Below are 17142 nucleotides of genomic sequence, written 5' to 3'. Positions count from 1 at the left end.
TGTGATGGGGGATATGTTTTCTAGCCTGCGCGATGGAATACCAGGCTGCCGGAGTGCAGTTCCTCCTGGTCTTTCCCCTGCACCATGCTCAGCTCGAACAGGTCGCGGCCGGCGTTGTAAGGAATCTTGATCGTCATGCCGGCCTCTTGGTCATTCACCACACGCAGCAACTGCGCGCACTCCACGAATGAAAAGTCGGGCGGCTGGACCGTGCTCAGGAAGAGATAGCCGGGCAGCTCCGGCAAGGTTTCGATCCGCCAGACCAGCGGCCAGAGCCGACTCTTGACCGAGTCCGGGGAATCATTGACACAACGCCACTGGCTACCGATGCGGGCTTGCCAGGCAGGCGGCAGGGGCGTGGCTTGTGGCGGCAGCCATTCGCCATCGGCCACCTCCTCCCAGTACAGCTTGTTGACGGACAGAGCGCGAAGCATCAGGTAGCGATGCCCGCTCACTTCCTGGAAGCGAATACACAGGTCGGGCTTTCCATCGGCCCACCAGCAGCCATCGCTGCGCGCGCGCAACTGCGCGCGAGGAGCGTCGCCCCATCGGTTGGCCTGCGGATCCCAGGTGCGCAGTGTCAGCGAACCGTCGCTCTCGGCGCGCACATGGTAGGGGTGGTTGTAGTTGGCATAGATGCCGGCCACGGCGCTGTTGTCCGGTGCAGGCGACACCGGCGGCGGCACCACGGCGACGATGGCGGGCGGGAGCGACCGGATCACCTGGCGTTCTGCGGCAACGCGCTGCAACAGGCCTTCCGCCAGTTGGACCGGCCCGTAGTCGTACCCGCAGCCGGTGATCATCATGGCCAGCCGGGCTTCGGGCAACACGAAGAAGTCGCTCGAGAAGAAATCGGTGCCACCGCTCTTGTTCCAGGCTTTGAGCCCGGCCGCGTTCATGCCCGGCTGCCGCACCGAGTCCCAGCCCAAGCCCCCCAGCGTCTTCGTCGACGCGGGATCGATGCGCCGGATCTGTGCGCTGCCCATCTCCCGCACCGCGTCGGCCGAGACGATGCGACGGCCGTCGAACATCCCTTCATCCAGGAATAGGCGCGCCAGCTTCAGCAGGTCGGTGGGCGTGGTGAGGATGCCGCCGGTCGCAAAGGGCGCGCCCATTTCCTGCGGCATGCGCTGACCCTTGTGGTACGGATGGATGAAGCTGCCTTCGGCCGCGTAGTCCACCGGGTAGGCGGACAGGCTCATGCCGAGGGGGTCGAAGATTTCGCGTTGAGCGAAGGCCGGAAAGGACAGGCCAGTGAGCTGCAGCACCAGCGGCTCCACCAGCGTGAAGCCGTCGTTGCAATAGACCGCGAGTTCGCCCGGCTCGTGCTTCAGGTGCGACTGTGCCAACGCCTTCAAGGTGTCCTGCGCATAGTCCAGGATGGGCGCGAAGTTGAACAGATTGCGGTAGTTGGCGCCCGGCACGCCGGAGGAGTGGGAGACCATGTGGCGCACCGTGATCTGCTTGAACGCGGGCGAGCGCATGCTGAATGTGGGCAGCAGCTCGACCAGCGGCTGGTCCAGGGATAGCTTTCCGCGGTCGCGCAGGATCATCACGGCCAGGGTCGCGAACAACTTGCCGATCGAGGCGACATTGAAGCGCATGTCGGGCGTGGCCAGCAGCCCGGTCTCGCGGTTGGCGTAGCCGAAGGCTTCGCGCCAGACCACGCGGTCGTCGGCCAGCAGCGCCACGGACACGGCGGTGGTGGTGTTGTCGCTTCGGTTCAGCGTCGCTTGAATGGCGTCGCGGCACCAGCGCACTGCCGCCGAGTCGTACAAGATAGGCGTTGGGTCACCGGAGCCGCCCCCCCCGCAGGCCTGCAGCAGCGGGGCCGCCAGGGCTGCCGCGGCCAGGCCCAGGCACTGACGGCGGGACGTTGAGGGAGTGAGGGGCTCGCGGGTAGTAGTGGCTGAAGTCATGGCAGGGGCCCCTGAATGAGTTGATCGTCAAGCTGTGATTCGGCGGAACTCAAGGCTGCCCACATGCAGTCTTTCTGAATCGCCGCCTTGCTCCACCACCAGCTCATGCAGGTCGCGGCCATTGTTTCCGGGCACCTTGATCGTCATCCCGGCCGTGTTGTCATCGACCACGCGCAGCAGCTGCCCGTTGTTCCAGAAAACATAGCCGGGCAGGTCGACCAGCTCGTCGATGCGAAAGACGATCGGGCCGTTGCGCATCAGCACGGAATCGGGAGATTCGTTGTCCAGCCGCCATTGGCTGCCCACGCGAGCGCGCCAGGCAGGCGACAGCGACACTCCGATCGGCGGCAGCCACTCGCCGAGGGTTCCTTCCGCCCAATGCGTGCGGTCGGCCGAAAGGGCGCGCTGGATCAGGTAGCGGTGCCCATCCACGGTGGCGAAGCGGTAGCAGTTGGCGGGCTGTCCGTCGACCCACCAGGCGCCGTCGCCGCGGGCGCGCAGCTTCAGTTGCAGCGGCGCCCATTTCGCCAGGTCTTCGTCCCAAAGATTCAGCGTCAACGAGCCATCGTTTTCTGCGACCACCTGGTAAGGGGCGCTGAAAGTGGCATAGACACCGATCAGCGCGGCCCTCTCGGGCACAGAAGGCGCCGCGGGCGGCACCGAAGACTCGATGGCGCGGGGCAAGGTGCCGATCGCGCTGCGCTCCACCGCCATGCGTTGAAGAACGCCTTCGGCCAGCATGACCCCACCATAGTCGAAGCCGTTGCCGCTGATCAACAGCGCCAGCCGCGCCTCGGGCAATACGAAGAACTCGGTGTAGAAAAGGAGTGTGCCACCGTTCTTTTGCCAGCACCGCAGACCGGCCGCCGCCATGCCTGGCTGTTGTACCGAATCCCAGCCCAGTCCGCGGTGCGCCGAGATCGGCGTTGGGTTGATGAGGGTACGCAGGTCCTGATTCATGCCCATTTCCCGCACAGCATCCGCCGACACGATGCGCCGGCCTTCGTACACGCCCTGGTCGATCAACAGGCGCGCGAGTTTCATCATGTCGGTTGGCGTGGTGATCGCGCCGCCGCTCGCATAGTTGGCAGGCATCTCCTGGCGCAAGCTGTGACCCGCCTCGTAGGGGTGCACGAAGGTACCTTCGGCCGCCGACGCGGTCGCGTAACCCGATAGGCTCATGCCCAGCGGCCCGAAAATCTCTCGCTGAACGAACTCGGGGAACGAGATGCCGGTGAGTTGATGCACCAGGGGTTCGATCAGCGTGAAACCGTCGTTGCAATAGACCGAGAGCTCGCCTGGCTCGTGCTTGAGATGCGATCGGGCCAGCATCTCCACCGTGTCCTGCGCAAAGCCCGGGGACGGCGAAAAATTGAACAGGTTGTGTTCATTGGAGCCCGGAACGCCCGAGGCATGAGACAACAGATGGCGAACGGTGATGCGGGTGTAGCCCGGCGAGAGCATGCTGAAGGCTGGCAACAGCTCGACCAGGGGTTGATCCAGCGTCAACTGACCGCGGTCAAGCAGGATCATCGCGACCAGGGCCGTGATGACCTTGGACACCGAGGCGATGTTGAACCGCGTGTCGGGTGTTGCCAGCAATCCGGTCTCTCGCTTGGCGTATCCGAAGGCTTCGCGCCAGACCACGCGGTCGTCGGCCAGCAGGGCCACGGACACGGCGGTGGTCTTGCTGTCGCTGCGGTCGAGCGCGGTGCGGATGACATCCCGGCACCAGCGCACCGATTCCGGTTCGGACTGCGCCGGCCACGTGATTGGAAGAAGCGCTGGCGAACCGGAGCCCCCACCGCCGCAGGCCTGCAACAGCGGCGCAGCCAGCCCCGCCGTGGCCAAGCTCAGGCATTGGCGGCGCGAAAGGAGGGGTGAAGAGACGGCGGAAGAGAGGGTGGAGGAGTCAGTGGGCGCAGAGGTCATGCTGATGGGGCTATCTGTGTAGTGATGTCGTGGGTCGCTCGCCAGCCGATCCGATCTTCGGCGACAGAATCGCGTTTAACTTTGTTGCCGCATTAACCTTTTGCATTAATATAATACGTATTATGTCCCCAATCAAGGCGGAGTCTTGTCCAACGAGGTGTGAGCCTGGAACCCTGGCCGGGATCCCAATGAGGACTGAGCGCACGGCCCGGAACGTGTACCCGACCCGGGAACAGGCCCGCGCCGATGTGTTCGACTACATCGAGCGGTTCTACAACCCGACGCGTCGTCACTCGACGCTCGGCTACGTCAGTCCGATACAGTTCGAGAAAGCTCAAAAAGCTTAGGTCGGTGTCCACGAAACCGGCAGCAGCCCAGATGATGTGGTTCTGGGGCTAGAGCGGCTCACGGCGTTCTTGAGCACGCGTTCGAGTTGGATCTCCCGGATGGCCGGCACGATGAGGCTGGCGTTCATGCCCTGCAGGCCTTTCAGTGCAGACGCTACCGACCGCACCATCCAATCCACCGGTACGGACGCCAGCCGCGACGACGACCGGGTTGAACCGGACTTGGCCGGCACCCCCATCTCCTGGTATCTCGCGTGCAGCTTGCGCGTCAGCGAGGTGATGAGTTCCGTCGACGAGAAGAGCCCCGACGGGCATCGGAGTTCGATTGCTCACTCCTTGAGGCTGCAGGCCGCTTGCGGCAGGGAGATGGGTTTGTCGAGCTCGGCCAGACTGCCCCACTGGGGCGGTAGCCCGAATTCCGCCGCGGCAGACCGACCATGCATCGCCGGGGAGTTCACAGCACCTTGGCCCAGAAATAGTGCAGGCCTGCAATCCATCCGGCCCCAACACTACGAAAAACTCGAACGAATCGTGTAAAAAATTCGACTTTTTTCGAAGGCTATATCACTTTAGAGTGGGCGTCATACGCGCAAGTTGGATCGAGGATCAAGTTTCATTGGAGTTAAGGACCTCTTTGTCACGCTAGAGGGTTGGCCGGTTAAAGCGACTTTGTCAGGCCGAAAGCAGCGATTCAAAAATCTGGCGCTATTTGCACGAAGCGCCAGTTAAGAGGTCATTTGTCTCGAAACAACACGCGCGGTTTTTCAACCTGACAAGGAATTCGAATGAACGACAACGTCCAGATCTACGGCTCGCCGCATGCGGCACTGCCGGCTGCCGCGCAGCGCAACCAGGTGCTGCGCAACACCTACTGGCTGCTGGCCCTCTCGATGGTGCCCACCGTGCTGGGCGCCTGGCTCGGCCTCTCGACCGGTCTCGCGCGCGCGATGTCGCCCGGCATCTCGATGGTGGTCTTCCTGGGCGGCGCCTTCGGCTTCATGTTCGCGATCGAGAAGACCAAGAACTCGGCCGCAGGCGTGCCGGTGCTGCTGGGCTTCACCTTCTTCATGGGCCTGATGCTCTCGCGCATGCTGGGCGTGGTGCTCGGCATGCAGAACGGCGCCAGCCTGGTGATGACCGCCTTCGCCGGCACCGGCGCGATCTTCCTCGGCATGGCGAGCCTGTCGTCGATCATCAAGCGCGACCTGTCGGCGATGGGCAAGTGGCTCTTCATCGGCGCCATTCTGCTGCTGGTGGCGGGCATCGCCAACTTCTTCATCCAGTCGGGTGCCCTGATGATCACGCTCGCGGTGCTCGCCATCGGCATCTTCTCGGCCTTCATCCTGCATGACCTGAAGCGCGTGAAGGACGGCCACGAGACCAACTACATCACGGCCACGCTCGGCGTGTACCTGAGCCTGTACAACGTGTTCCAGTCGCTGCTGATGCTGCTCGGCCTGGGTGGAAGCCGCGAGGAATGAACATGTCGCCACAGGATTCCCGCGCCATCGTCACGCTGAGCCTGATGGCGGCCTTCGTCGACGGCGAGAAACACGAGCGCGAGCGCGAGGAGATCAAGCGCATCGCCGAAGGCTTCTCGCAGGCCGAAGGCATGCACCTGCCCACGCTCTACCAGGACGTGCTGATGAAGCGCGTCTCGATGGCCGAGGCCGGCGCGCAGCTCGGCAGCAGCGGCGCCAGGCAGCTGGCCTACGAGATGGCGGTCTGCGTCTGCGACGCCGACGGCGCGCACTCGGAGGCCGAGCGCGCCTTCCTCGCCGACCTGCGCACCTCGCTCGGCCTCGATGCGGCGGCCGCCGGCCGGTTCACGGAGCAGGCGCAGGCGATCGCGGCCGTGCCGCTGGCTGCTGCGGCGGCGGCACCCGCAGCGGCTGCGCCCGACCAGGCCGAACTCGACCAGGCGATCCTCAACGCCGCGATCCTGAACGGCGCGCTCGAACTGCTGCCCGAGACGCTCTCGACCATGGCGATCATTCCGCTGCAGATGAAGCTGGTCTATCGCATCGGCAAGGCCCATGGTTTCGAGCTCGACAGCGGCCACGTGAAGGACTTCATCGCCACGGTCGGCGTCGGCCTGACCTCCCAGTACCTGGAGCAGGCCGGCCGCAAGCTGCTCGGCGGCCTGCTGGGCAAGGTCGGTGGCGGCCTGCTCGGCGGCCTCGGCAAGCAGGCCGTGAGCTCCGGCATGAGCTTTGCCACCACCTACGCGCTGGGCCACGTCGCCAAGCGCTACTACGCGGGCGGGCGCAAGCTGTCGACGCAGATGCTCAAGGACGCCTACGCGGGCGTGATGCAGGAGGCACAAGGCCTGCAGACCCGCTATCTGCCGGCCATGCAGGACAAGGCCCGGACGCTGGACGCGCGGCAGGTTCTGTCGATGGTGCGCGGGGCCTGACTCAGCGAGCGGAGAGCGGGACGTTCTTTTCGCCCCAGAACTTCCACCAGGGGCGCGCCGCCGGTGGCGGTTCGGGCGGCAGCTGGTGCAACTGGCTGGTGCGCAGGCGACGCCGGCACTCGACCTCGAGCGCGTGGGCGACGCCGAAGGCCTCGCGGTCGCCGCGCGAGGCCTGCGCGCGCCAACTCACGGCGAGGCGCACGAGTTCGTCGTCGTCGATAGGGGCAAGTTCAGACTGCGTCGGTACGCTGGAACTCATGGCAGGTCGCGCCGGGATGCGCTTTTCGCGAGATGCATGAGGGCGATTATTGCGCATCCTCCCAGGCACCGCCCGCAGGACGGCGCCGACACGGATGGCAGACTCAAGAGACGACCTGGTAGTAGAGGTTCTGCGGGTGCCTGGCCTGCGCGAAAAACATCCACCGATCCGCGACGAGCCCCGGAACCTGCACCGCCCAGGCCAGCACGAAAGCCATGCCCGACGCCGCCGCAAGACCCCACAGAAGCAAGGCCACGGGCAGGGCGAAGCCGAGCACGATCAGCGCCCGCTTCACATGCTTCATCGATGCCGGTCCGGCGCGATGAAAGAACTCCCGCGTGTTGAAGGAGCCGGCCGACATGCCCATCGACTTCTGCGCCAGCTGGGGCGCGCGGATGCCGGTGGCGGACTGCAGGGTCGACTTGTGCTTCAGCAGCGCATTGCGGCGCAGCGCCAGCGAGCGCGTGATGCCGGCCACGGCGGTCACGGCCGCGGCCGCCGGGCCGAAGGCCTGGAGCAGTTGCGGCTGCCCCCCCAGGACGGCGAGCGCGCAGGTCAGGACCAGGCCGGACGACAGGCCGGTGAGCGCGAAGTTCACGAGGGTCAGCGGCTGCGCCCACTCCTCGATGAAGCGCAGGCAGGCGTAGATCATCGCGGTGCAATACCAGAGCAGCGCCGCCATGACGATCGCCGCGGCAGGCAGCAGCATGCCGTTGTCGATGCCGAGGTACAGCGCCAGCCACCAGAGCCCGACGACGCCGATGAAGGCAGGCAGCACGATCACCTCGCGCGAGAGCCAGGAGGTGCGCCACATCAGGACGGCGCGCCACGCGCGTCCGGGCCGGCCCAGGTGGGCAAAGGAAGCGCCGAGGCCGACCAGCAGCAGGGCCTCGGCCACGAACAGCGCCGTGCACAGGAACGAGGGCGCGAGTGCGAGTCCTGCCAAGGAGGCCAGCGCCAATGCGACCACCATGCCCTGCGCAGCCCCGGCGACGACGGTGAAGATGACGACGGAGAAAGCCGGATTCACAGCGGTCCTCCAAGGGTCGGCTGCACCTTCGACACGCCGCCCGCGACCTCGGTCACGCGCCGCGGCAGGTACTGGTTGGCCGGGCTGGTCTCCCACTCGGGCATCAGCGAATAGCCGCCGCGCTCGCGGATCGCGATCGAGGCCTCGGAGTTCGGGTCCTTCACGTCGCCGAAGATGCGCGCGCCGGTCGGGCAGGCCTTGACGCAAGCGGGCTTGCGGTCTTCCTTGGGCAGCTTCTCGTCGTAGATGCGGTCGACGCACAGCGTGCACTTGGTCATGACCTGGCGCTCTTCGTCAAGCTCGCGTGCACCGTAGGGACAGGCCCACGCGCAGTACTTGCAGCCGATGCACTTGTCGTAGTCGACCAGCACGATGCCGTCCTCCTTGCGCTTGTAGCTGGCGCCCGTCGGGCACACGGGCACGCACGGCGGATCCTCGCAATGCAGGCAGCTCTTGGGGAAATGGATGGTCTCGGTGACCGGGTACGCGCCGGCCTCGTAGGTCTGGACGCGATTGAAGAAGGTGCCGGTGGGGTCGGCGCCGTAGGGCTTCTCGTCGGCCAGCGGGCCTGCGCTGCCGGAAGTGTTCCATTGCTTGCACGAGGTCACGCAGGCGTGACAGCCGACGCACACATTGAGGTCGATCACCAGCGCCAGTTGCTTGGCCAGCGTTTCGCCCGGGTCGGCGCGCACGCGCACTTCGCCGCTGCGCGAGATCGACACGGGCCGCACGCCCTCTTCCACCAGCGCCATCGGTTGCGAGGCGCCCTTCATCAGGTCCTTGAGCCATTGGATCATTTCCGGCGCCCCGCGAAATAGGTCAGCACGCTCGCGGCCTTGCCCACCACGCCCGGCGTGGAAGGCATGCTCGCCATCTGCGGGAAGCTCTCCTTCGCCTCCCCCGGATCCGCGGGCCGTATGCGCACCCGCACGTCGTACCAGCCGGCTTGGCCCGTGATCGGGTCGGAGTTGCTGATGGTGGTGCCGCCGTGCGAATTGGCGAAGGGCAGCTCTTCAGTGATCAGGTGGTTCAACAGGAATCCCTTGCGCGCCTCGTCGGCGCCGGGCGCCAGCTGCCAGGCGCCGTCGGCCTTGCCGATCGCGTTCCAGGTCCACACGGTGCCGGGCTCGACCGTCTCGCTGTAGCGCAGCATGCAGCGCACCTTGCCCCACTGGCTTTCGACCCAGCACCAGCCGCCGTCCTCGATGCCCGCCGCCTTCGCGGTGATCGGATTGACGTGCAGGTAGTTGTGGCTGTGGATCTGCCTCAGCCACGCATTCTGCGAATCCCACGAGTGGTACATCGCCATCGGACGCTGGGTCAGCGCATTGAGCGGATAGGCCTCGCGATCGGTCACGCCGTCTTCCAGCGGCGGATACCAGAACGGCAGCGGGTCGAAGTAGGTGTCGATGCGCTCGCGCAGTTCCTCGGGCGGCTGTCGGCCCTTCGTCTTGCCCTGGGCAGCCAGCCTGAAGCTCTGCAGCGTGTCGGAATACAAGGCGAGCTGCACGGGATCGTTGCGTTGGCGCCAGCCCTTGTCCTTGGCGAAGTCCAGGTACTCCCGGTTCCAGTTGCGCATGTAGTGCATGGTCTCGGGCATGTGGTAGCGGAACACGCAGTTGTTCTTCGCGTAGGCCTCCCACTGCTTCGGATTGGGCTCGCCCTTGAGGTGTTCGGTGCCGTCCTTGCCGCGCCATCCCATCAGGAAGCCGATCCCGGGCGACGGCTGGAAGTTGACGACGAAGTCGGGATAGCCGCTGAACTTGCGCCCGCCTTCGGGCGTGGTGAAGGCAGGGAACTTGAGGCGCGAGGCCAGCTCGATCAGCACCTCCTGGAACGGCTTGCATTCGCCGGTCGGCGGCACGACCGGGACGCGCACCGAGTCGACCGGCCCGTCGAACTCCGAGATCGGCCGGTCGAGCATGCCCATCACGTCGTGGCGTTCGAGGTAGGTGGTGTCGGGCAGCACGAGGTCGGCGAAAGCCACGGTCTCGCTCTGGAAGGCATCGCACACCACCAGGAAGGGGATCATGTACTCGCCCTTGTCGTCCTTGCGGTTGAGCATCTCGCGCACGCCCATGGTGTTCATGCTCGAGTTCCACGCCATGTTGGCCATGAAGATCAGCAGCGTGTCGATGCGGTAGGGATCGCCCTTCACCGCATTGGTGATGACGTTGTGCATCAACCCATGGGCCGACAGCGGATGCTCCCACGAGAAGGCGTGGTCGATGCGGATCGGCGAGCCGTCGGGGTTGATGGCCAGCTCGTCGGGATTGGCCGGGAAGCCCAGCGGCGCCGCGTTGAGCGGCGTGTTGGGCTGGATCATCTCCGGCGAATTGAAGGCCCGGTAGTTGGGCACGATGTGGCGCGGGTACGGCGCCTTGTGGCGAAAGCCCCCGGGCGCATCGATGGTGCCCAGCACGCTCATCAGCACCGCCAGCGCGCGCACCGTCTGAAAGCCGTTGGAATGCGCGGCCAGCCCGCGCATCGCATGGAAGGCCACCGGGCGCCCCTGCGTGGTCGGATGCTTCTTGCCCCAGGCGTCGGTCCACGGGATCGGCAGTTCCAAGGCCTGCTTCAGCGCCGTCTCGCCCATCTCGCGCGCGAGCAGGCGGATGCGCGCGGCCGGGATGCCGGTGATGGCTTCCGCCCATTCGGGCGTGCAGTCCGCGACGCGCTCGCGCAGCAGCTGGAACGAAGGCGCCACGCGGGTGCCGTCGGCCAGCGTGTAGCGGCCCTCGAGCGCCGGCTCGCAGCCGTCGGCGATGCCTTCGGGATAGGCGGGCCGCACGCAGCCGCCGGCCGTATCCCAGACCAGCTTGTTGTGCGGATGGCGCCCGTCGCCCGGCGGCCCGCGCTCCGGGTCGAAGGCGAACAGGCCCTCGCGCTCGCCCTCGTCCAGCACCACCAGCTGCGGCGCATTGGTGAACCGCCGAAGGAAGGCGTGGTCGATCAGGTCGCTCGCGATCAGCTCGTGCAGCAACGCCATGAAGAGTGCGCCGTCGGTCCCCGGCTTGATCGGGATCCACTCGTCGGCGATGGCCGAATAGCCGGTGCGCACCGGATTGATCGAGATGAAGCGGCCGCCGTTGCGCTTGAACTTCGACAGCGCGACCTTCATCGGATTGCTGTGGTGGTCTTCGGCGGTGCCGATCATCACGAACAGCTTGGCACGGTCGAGGTCGGGGCCGCCGAATTCCCAGAAGCTGCCGCCGATGGTGTAGATCATGCCGGCGGCCATGTTGACCGAGCAGAAGCCGCCGTGCGCCGCATAGTTGGGCGTGCCGAACTGGCGTGCGAACAGGCCGGTGAGCGCCTGCATCTGGTCGCGGCCGGTGAAGAGCGCGAACTTCTTCGGGTCGGTGGCGCGAATCTTCGAGAGCCGCTCGGTCAGGATGTCGAACGCACGCTCCCAGCTGATGGGCTCGAACTCGCCGGCGCCGCGTTCGCTGCCGGCCTTGCGCAAGAGCGGACGCGTGAGCCGCGCCGGCGAGACCTGCTTCATGATCCCCGACGAACCCTTGGCGCAGATCACGCCCTGGTTCAGCGGATGGTCCGGGTTGCCGTCGATGTAGCGCACCTCGCCGTCGCGCAGGTGCACGCGGATGCCGCAGCGGCAGGCGCACATGTAGCAGGTGGTGGTCTTGACCTCGGTCTGCGCGACCGGCGTCGGCGACGCCAGCGGATCGTGAAGCGGTTCGCGGGATAGGAATTTGAACACGGCGGGTCTCATCGTTGGCGTTGTGGCGGCCGGCGTCGGGCTCGCGCCGGCTTCTCTCGCGCGTCGATGTTAGGCACTGGCGCTAAAAAGAAAAAGCGCACAATAACGATCATTGTGATCGGAAAAACAGATCAACCAATGGAGCAAGGCACGCCCTCGGCCGCCGCCGCACGGCTGCGCCTGAACCTGCGGCATCTGGAGGTCTTCGTGGCCACGGCGCGCGGCGGATCGACCCGCGCCGCGGCCGAGCGCATTGCGCGCTCGCAGTCGGCGGCCAGCACGGCGCTGGCCGATCTGGAGGCCGCGCTTGGCGTCGTCCTCTTCGACCGCGTGGGCCGGCGGCTGGTGCTCAACGAGAACGGACGCGCGCTGCTGCCGCGCGCCGCGTCGCTGCTCGACCAGGCCGGCGAACTGCAGCACCTGTTCTCGGGCGATCACGCCACGCCGCTGCGCGTCGCGGCCAGCCTCACCATCGGCGAATACATCCTGCCCGAGCTGGTCGGGCAGTGGAAGACGCGCCATCCGGCGAGCCCGGTGCGACTGGTGATCGCCAACACCACCGAGGTCATCGCGGCGGTCGCCGCCTTCGATGTCGATGTCGGCTTCATCGAAGGCCCGCAGACGCATCCGGACCTCATCGTGCGGCCCTGGCTGAACGACGAGATGGTCATCGTGGCGGCGCCCACGCATCCGCTGGCGGGGCGCCCGGTGGGCCTGCGCATGCTGCGCGAGGCCTCCTGGGCCTTGCGCGAGACGGGGTCCGGAACACGCGAAGCCGCGGACCGCTGGCTGCTCGAGCATCTGGGCGAGATCGACGTCGGGTTCGAGCTCGGCAGCCCGGAGGCGATCAAGCGCCTGGTCGCGGCAGGCACCGCGCTCGGCTGCCTCTCGCGCCAGGCCGTCGCGCAGGCCCTGGCCCAGGGCACACTGGTCGAACTGCGGACACGCCTGCCGCCCGCCGTGCGGCGCCTGGCCATGGTCCTTCACCGCGACAAGCAACTGGGCCGCGGGGCCCAGGATTTCGTCAGCCAATGCGCCGCCTTCCGCAGGGAGCGCCCGCCGCCGGCCGCCGTGCCGAGGGGGCGCGCACTCCTATAATTCCAACATGTGAATACGCCGGGATTCCGCGAGCATGAAAACAACAACGCCCGTGCGATCGACCGCCGCACGCAAGAAGACATCCAAACCGGTTGCCGCCGTCAAAAAGCCGAAGACCGCGGCCAAGACCGCCAGGGCCACCAACGCCACCCATCCGCGGGGCACGCAGACCATCCACCGTGCCGTCGCGATGCTGCGCGAGATCGCGGCCTTCCAGAAGGGCATGCGCCTGGTCGACATCGCGAGCGCCATGGAGCTCGAGCGGCCGACCGCGCATCGCATCGTGAAGGGACTGGTGTCGCAGGGCATGGTCATGCAGGACCCGGTCACCAAGTGCTATCGGCTGGGCCACGTGGTCTACGAACTCGGACTGGCCGCGTCGCCCTACTTCAACCTCAAGGAGGTGTGCCAGCCGACGCTCGAACGCATCGGGCAAAGCACGCAGGATACGGTCTACCTCGTCGTGCGAAGCGGCTTCGACACGGTCTGCCTGGCGCTCGTCGAAGGCAGCTACCCCATTCGCACCCGCACCATGGAAGTCGGCACCCGCCGGCCGCTGGGCGTCGGCGCCGCCAGCGTCGCGCTGATGCTCAGCCTGAGCGACGACGAAGTGGGCCGCATCATCGCGGTCAACAGCCCCCGACTGCAGTCGTTCGGACGGATCACGGGCGAGCGCCTGCGCGAGGTCATCGCCGAATCGCGCGCCGCCGGCTTCTCGATCAACGAGGAGAACGTCCTGCCCGGCGTGGGTGCGCTCGGCGCCGCGATCCACACGCGCGGCGGGCCGCCCTACGCCGCGATCAGCATCGCCGGCATCCGGGAGCGCTTCGAGGGACCGCGACGGGAAGAACTCGCGCGCATGCTGCTGAAGGAAACGCGAGCGCTCGCGCGCAAGCTCGATGACCTCAGCGTCTCATGGGCCTGAGGGCGGCAGCGCCGGGTGCGCCGCCGGCACACCGTAGGCGCCCCCCGCATACAGCAGCGGCACCTTGTCGCTGTGACCGAAGTTGAGCACCTCGCCCACGAAGATGACGTGGTCGCCACCCTCGTAGCGGTGCACGCTGGCGCATTCGAACCACGCCACGCAGCCTTCGAACAGCGGCACGCCGGTCGGTCCGCGATGCCACTCGACCCCCTCGAAGCGATCGTCGATCGGTGATGCGAACCGGGCCGCCAGCGGCATCTGGTCGGCGCACAACACGCTCACGGCGTAGTGCTCCGCCTCCATGAAGATCGGCAGGCTTCGCGCGTGCTTGTTGAGGCTCCACAACACGAGCGGCGGCGTCAGCGAGACCGAGTTGAAGGAGTTGGCGGTCAACCCCACCGGCGTGTGCTCGGTGTCGCGCGTGGTGATGATCGTCACGCCGGTGGCGAAGCGCCGCATGGCGTCGCGGAAGCGTCGGGTGTCGAGTTCGGCGCTCATCGGGCGGCCTCCGCGCCAGACGCGGGTTTTGCGGCGGCTTTGAAAGTGCGGATCCTCACAGGCGGTCTCCCGTGTCGAAGCTCTGGCCCAGGTGGTACTTGCCGATGGTCGCGGCGGACTTGTCAACGTTGGAATGCAGCGTGTGGATGCGCAGGTCGCGCATCATTCGCTGGAACGGGCCTTGCCCCGTCAGTGCGTGCGAACCCGCGATCTGCGCGGCCTTGTCCATCACCGATGTCGCGCACAGCGTGGCCTGGTGCCGGGCGACGAGCGAGAACAGTTCGGCCTGCTGCAGGTCGCCCTGCGTCCAGAGCCAGGCCGCGCGGTAGACCAGCCAGCGCACCGAGTCGATCGCGACGCGGATCTCGCCGAGCCGCAACTGCGTGAAGCTGTCGCCCGCGGTGCCGCGCCGCGGCAGGTATTCGCTCAGGCTGTCGAAGAGCCCTTCGCAGGCGCCGAGGTACTGCGCCGAGAGCGACAGGTAGTGCCGCGCCTGCCATCGCTCGCGCGGATAGGTGCCGGGCGAACCGATGAGACGGTCGCCGGGCACGAAGCATTGCTCGAGCAGCACGTCGGGGCTGATGGCGGCCCGCATGCCGACCGGATCCCAGCTGTCGTCCACGACGCAGAAGCCGTCGGCGCCGCGCGGCACCGCGATGGCGACATTGCCCTCGGCCGGCTCGGAACCGCGAAGGGTCGCGAACACGATCAGGTTCGAGGCCACGGTCGCCAGCGTCGCGTAGTTCTTCCGGCCATTGAGCACGTAGCCGTCGCGCAAGGGCTGCGCGACGGTGTTGAACATGTTCATGCCGCGCGCCGTCCGGCCGGGCTCGCTGCCGACGGCACCGATCAGTTCGCCGGCCTCCAGCACGGGGCGCAGCAGCATCCGACGCTGCTCGGGCGTGCCGGTCTGGTCGATGAAATGACAGGCGTGCAGGTGGATGTGAAGGCAATGCGCCGTCGACAGGTCGACCCGCGCAGTCTGCTCGATGGCGAGCAGATAGAGCACCGGGTCCTCGCCCATGACGCCGCTGCCCTTGCCGCCGTGCTCGCGCGCGATGGTGAGCCCGAGCAGTCCGTGCGCCTGGAAATCCTTCAGGTTCTGGAGCGGCAGCGACTGGGTCGCCTCGGCTTCAGCGGCACGGGCCGCGAAGTGCTCGCGCGCCAGATAGCCCACGAGCTCGTAGAGATCCTGCTGCGATTGACTGAAGTTGAAGTTCATCTTTGCCTCTCTGTGGAATCGACGGAAGGAGGGACCGGGGGCTCTTGCGCCGCCGACGGCTGCGCAAGCAGTTTTTCCCAGTCGATGTAGTCGCGCATCGCCTGCTCGCCGCGTTCGTACGGCGCCAGCAGTTCGTCATCCTGCGGCCCGAGCTCGGCGGTGGCGAGCGCATGTCCGGCGGCGGCCCAGGCGCGCGTGCCGCCGGCCAGGCACGCGACCCGCTCATAGCCCATCCGCCGCAGGGCGGCGGCGGCCAGCGGCGCCTGCAGGCCCGAGGCGCAGGTCAGCAGCAGCCAGCGCCCGGTCGACGGCGCCAGCGCCCCGATGCGCAGTTCGAGCCAGCCTCGCGGAAGCCACTGCGCGCCGGGCAGGTGGCCGCGGCCGAAGCTCCGGCTCGTATCGACATCGAGCACCAGCCCATCCGCATGCGTCTGGCGCCACGCCAGGCAGTCCTCGACCGACAGCGGCGCGGTTGCTGCGGTGCGGCCGGCGTGGAGCGCGCCGCCGCGCCCGCGGCCGGCCGCCAGCGGCCTGCCCGACGCTCGCCACGCGCGAAGCCCTCCGGCCAGCACCGCGACCTCCGGGAAGCCCATCCGGCGCAGCCAGGTGCCGGTGAGGTTCGCGCGGGCCTCGTCCTCGTCCACCAGCACGATCGGCGCCGAACGCACCGGCATGAAATCGTCGGCGCGCTGGACGGCCTGGCCGCCGGGCAGCGCGATCGATCCTTCGATGTGCCCGGACTCGAATTCGCTCACGCCGCGGACGTCGAACACATAGCGATTGACTCCGGTGCCGGCAAGCAGCGCCGCCAGGGCGTTGGCGTCGATGCGCCGCACGCCGGCGCCGAGCGCGAGCGCCGCGGACTTCCGCTCGGCGAAGGCGCGGCTCTTGGCCGATGGCGGACGGCGCGCGCCGCGCGACCCGTGCTCGAGCGCCAGCCCCGCCAGCGCCCAGCCCATCGTGCCGTTCTCGAGCGCGACCACGTGGTCGATGCCCATCTCGCGCAGGCTCTGGGTGGCGATGATGCTGCGCGTGCGGCCGGCGCAATGCAGCACGACCGTGTCGGCGCCCTCGGCCAGATCGGCCGCGTGCAATGCGATGTCGAAACTGGGGACCGACTCCGCCTGCGGAATGCAGGCCTGCACATGCTCCTGCGGCGTGCGCACATCGCAGACGGCGATGCGTCGCCCTTCGGCTTGCCAGCGGCTCAAGGTGCCGGCATCGATGGCCGGGACGGCGCGCTCGTGCTGCACCTGCTCGCCGAAGCGCTTGCTGGGCACATTGCTCCCGCTCGCGACCGCGCGACCCGCCGCGCGCCACGCCGGGAGGCCACCGTCGAGCCAGTGAACGCAGCCATAGCCCAGCGACGCCAGCGTGTCGGCCGCCAGCGCGGCCCGCGCGTCGGCATCGCCATAGATCCCGATCGGCGTGGCGCGGTCCGGCACGAGCTCGGCAATGCGAAACTCGATGCGACGGCGCGGCAGCGAGGTGGCCCCCGGGATGTGTCCGCGCTCGAACTCGACCGGGTCGCGGACGTCGAGCACGGCGAAGTCGCCCACGCCGCTCGCGCGTGCATCCCATTCGGCGATGGAACAGCCCGTTGCCGTCATGCCGCCGCCTCCAGCGTGGCCTGAGCCCTGGCCTTGAGCTCCAGCTTGCGGATCTTCTGGCTGCCCGTCAGCGGCCAGCTCGTCACGAACTCCACGTACCTCGGCACCTTGTAGCTCGCGATCGACGCCTTGCAGTACGCCTGCAGCTGCGACGCCTCCAGCCAG

General features: G+C 67.3%; 13 protein-coding genes and 1 pseudogene. 5 read left to right on the top strand and 9 right to left on the bottom strand.

Translation table 11 applies throughout. The features are described 5' to 3' along the window. Window positions 1–20 precede the first annotated feature (20 nt). Together AB4Z46_RS09970 and AB4Z46_RS09965 are read right to left on the bottom strand one after the other, a co-directional pair. A complete protein-coding gene (locus AB4Z46_RS09970; protein WP_442283328.1) occupies window positions 21–1778 on the bottom strand; it encodes a serine hydrolase domain-containing protein in 1758 nt (585 codons plus the stop codon). A 168-nt stretch (window positions 1779–1946) separates the two neighbouring features. Further along, window positions 1947–3851: a serine hydrolase domain-containing protein gene (locus AB4Z46_RS09965; protein WP_442283327.1), complete on the bottom strand. Its 1905-nt coding sequence runs from the start codon at window positions 3849–3851 to the stop codon at window positions 1947–1949. Between the two features lie 188 nt (window positions 3852–4039). Here AB4Z46_RS09965 and AB4Z46_RS09960 point away from each other — a divergent pair. The 3 genes and pseudogenes from AB4Z46_RS09960 to AB4Z46_RS09950 all read left to right on the top strand — a co-directional run. Continuing rightward, window positions 4040–4198: pseudogene (locus AB4Z46_RS09960) on the top strand (IS3 family transposase); the annotation flags it as partial. 785 nt (window positions 4199–4983) lie between these two features. Beyond that, entirely contained in the window at window positions 4984–5679 is a 696-nt protein-coding gene (locus AB4Z46_RS09955) for a Bax inhibitor-1 family protein (protein ID WP_442283326.1), read from the top strand. A 2-nt stretch (window positions 5680–5681) separates the two neighbouring features. Next, window positions 5682–6614: a TerB family tellurite resistance protein gene (locus tag AB4Z46_RS09950; protein ID WP_442283325.1), complete on the top strand. Its 933-nt coding sequence runs from the start codon at window positions 5682–5684 to the stop codon at window positions 6612–6614. A 1-nt stretch (window position 6615) separates the two neighbouring features. Here the strand turns inward: AB4Z46_RS09950 and AB4Z46_RS09945 are convergent, their stop codons facing one another. The 4 genes from AB4Z46_RS09945 to AB4Z46_RS09930 form a co-directional block, all read right to left on the bottom strand. After that, window positions 6616–6873 carry a hypothetical protein gene (locus AB4Z46_RS09945; protein WP_442283324.1) on the bottom strand — a complete coding sequence of 86 codons (258 nt, stop codon included), beginning with the start codon at window positions 6871–6873 and terminating at the stop codon, window positions 6616–6618. 103 nt (window positions 6874–6976) lie between these two features. After that, window positions 6977–7903 (bottom strand): dimethyl sulfoxide reductase anchor subunit family protein, encoded by a 927-nt coding sequence (locus AB4Z46_RS09940; RefSeq protein WP_442283323.1) that lies wholly within the window; start codon window positions 7901–7903, stop codon window positions 6977–6979. Further along, window positions 7900–8700, bottom strand: coding sequence for a 4Fe-4S dicluster domain-containing protein (locus AB4Z46_RS09935; RefSeq protein WP_442283322.1), 801 nt, complete (start codon window positions 8698–8700; stop codon window positions 7900–7902). The genes AB4Z46_RS09940 and AB4Z46_RS09935 overlap by 4 nt, the downstream gene beginning before the upstream one ends. Then, window positions 8697–11624, bottom strand: coding sequence for a molybdopterin-dependent oxidoreductase (locus AB4Z46_RS09930; protein WP_442283321.1), 2928 nt, complete (start codon window positions 11622–11624; stop codon window positions 8697–8699). The genes AB4Z46_RS09935 and AB4Z46_RS09930 overlap by 4 nt, the downstream gene beginning before the upstream one ends. Before the next feature lie 138 nt (window positions 11625–11762). On the opposite strand from AB4Z46_RS09930, the gene AB4Z46_RS09925 reads away from it, so the two are divergent. Together AB4Z46_RS09925 and AB4Z46_RS09920 are read left to right on the top strand one after the other, a co-directional pair. Further along, window positions 11763–12722 carry a LysR family transcriptional regulator gene (locus AB4Z46_RS09925; protein WP_442283320.1) on the top strand — a complete coding sequence of 320 codons (960 nt, stop codon included), beginning with the start codon at window positions 11763–11765 and terminating at the stop codon, window positions 12720–12722. A gap of 34 nt (window positions 12723–12756) precedes the next feature. Next, window positions 12757–13647, top strand: a complete 891-nt coding sequence (locus AB4Z46_RS09920; RefSeq protein ID WP_442283319.1) for an IclR family transcriptional regulator — start codon at window positions 12757–12759, stop codon at window positions 13645–13647. On the opposite strand, the gene AB4Z46_RS09915 is transcribed toward AB4Z46_RS09920, so the two are convergent. Genes AB4Z46_RS09915 through AB4Z46_RS09905 form a run of 3 tightly spaced genes read right to left on the bottom strand, consistent with a single transcriptional unit; the run spans window position 13636 to window position 16977 of the window. Then, window positions 13636–14145, bottom strand: coding sequence for a flavin reductase family protein (locus tag AB4Z46_RS09915; RefSeq protein ID WP_442283318.1), 510 nt, complete (start codon window positions 14143–14145; stop codon window positions 13636–13638). The two genes, AB4Z46_RS09920 and AB4Z46_RS09915, sit on opposite strands and share 12 nt — an antisense overlap. A 55-nt stretch (window positions 14146–14200) precedes the next feature. Next, window positions 14201–15367: an acyl-CoA dehydrogenase family protein gene (locus AB4Z46_RS09910; RefSeq protein WP_442283317.1), complete on the bottom strand. Its 1167-nt coding sequence runs from the start codon at window positions 15365–15367 to the stop codon at window positions 14201–14203. Then, window positions 15364–16977 carry a rhodanese-like domain-containing protein gene (locus AB4Z46_RS09905; RefSeq protein WP_442283316.1) on the bottom strand — a complete coding sequence of 538 codons (1614 nt, stop codon included), beginning with the start codon at window positions 16975–16977 and terminating at the stop codon, window positions 15364–15366. The genes AB4Z46_RS09910 and AB4Z46_RS09905 overlap by 4 nt, the downstream gene beginning before the upstream one ends. Window positions 16978–17142: the final 165 nt, after the last annotated feature.

Source organism: Variovorax sp. M-6 (genome assembly GCF_052114385.1).
In the GTDB taxonomy this organism is placed as follows: Bacteria; Pseudomonadota; Gammaproteobacteria; order Burkholderiales; family Burkholderiaceae_C; genus Variovorax.
Note: the sequence above shows the minus strand (reverse complement) of the source record. Positions and strands in the feature narration are given on the sequence as shown.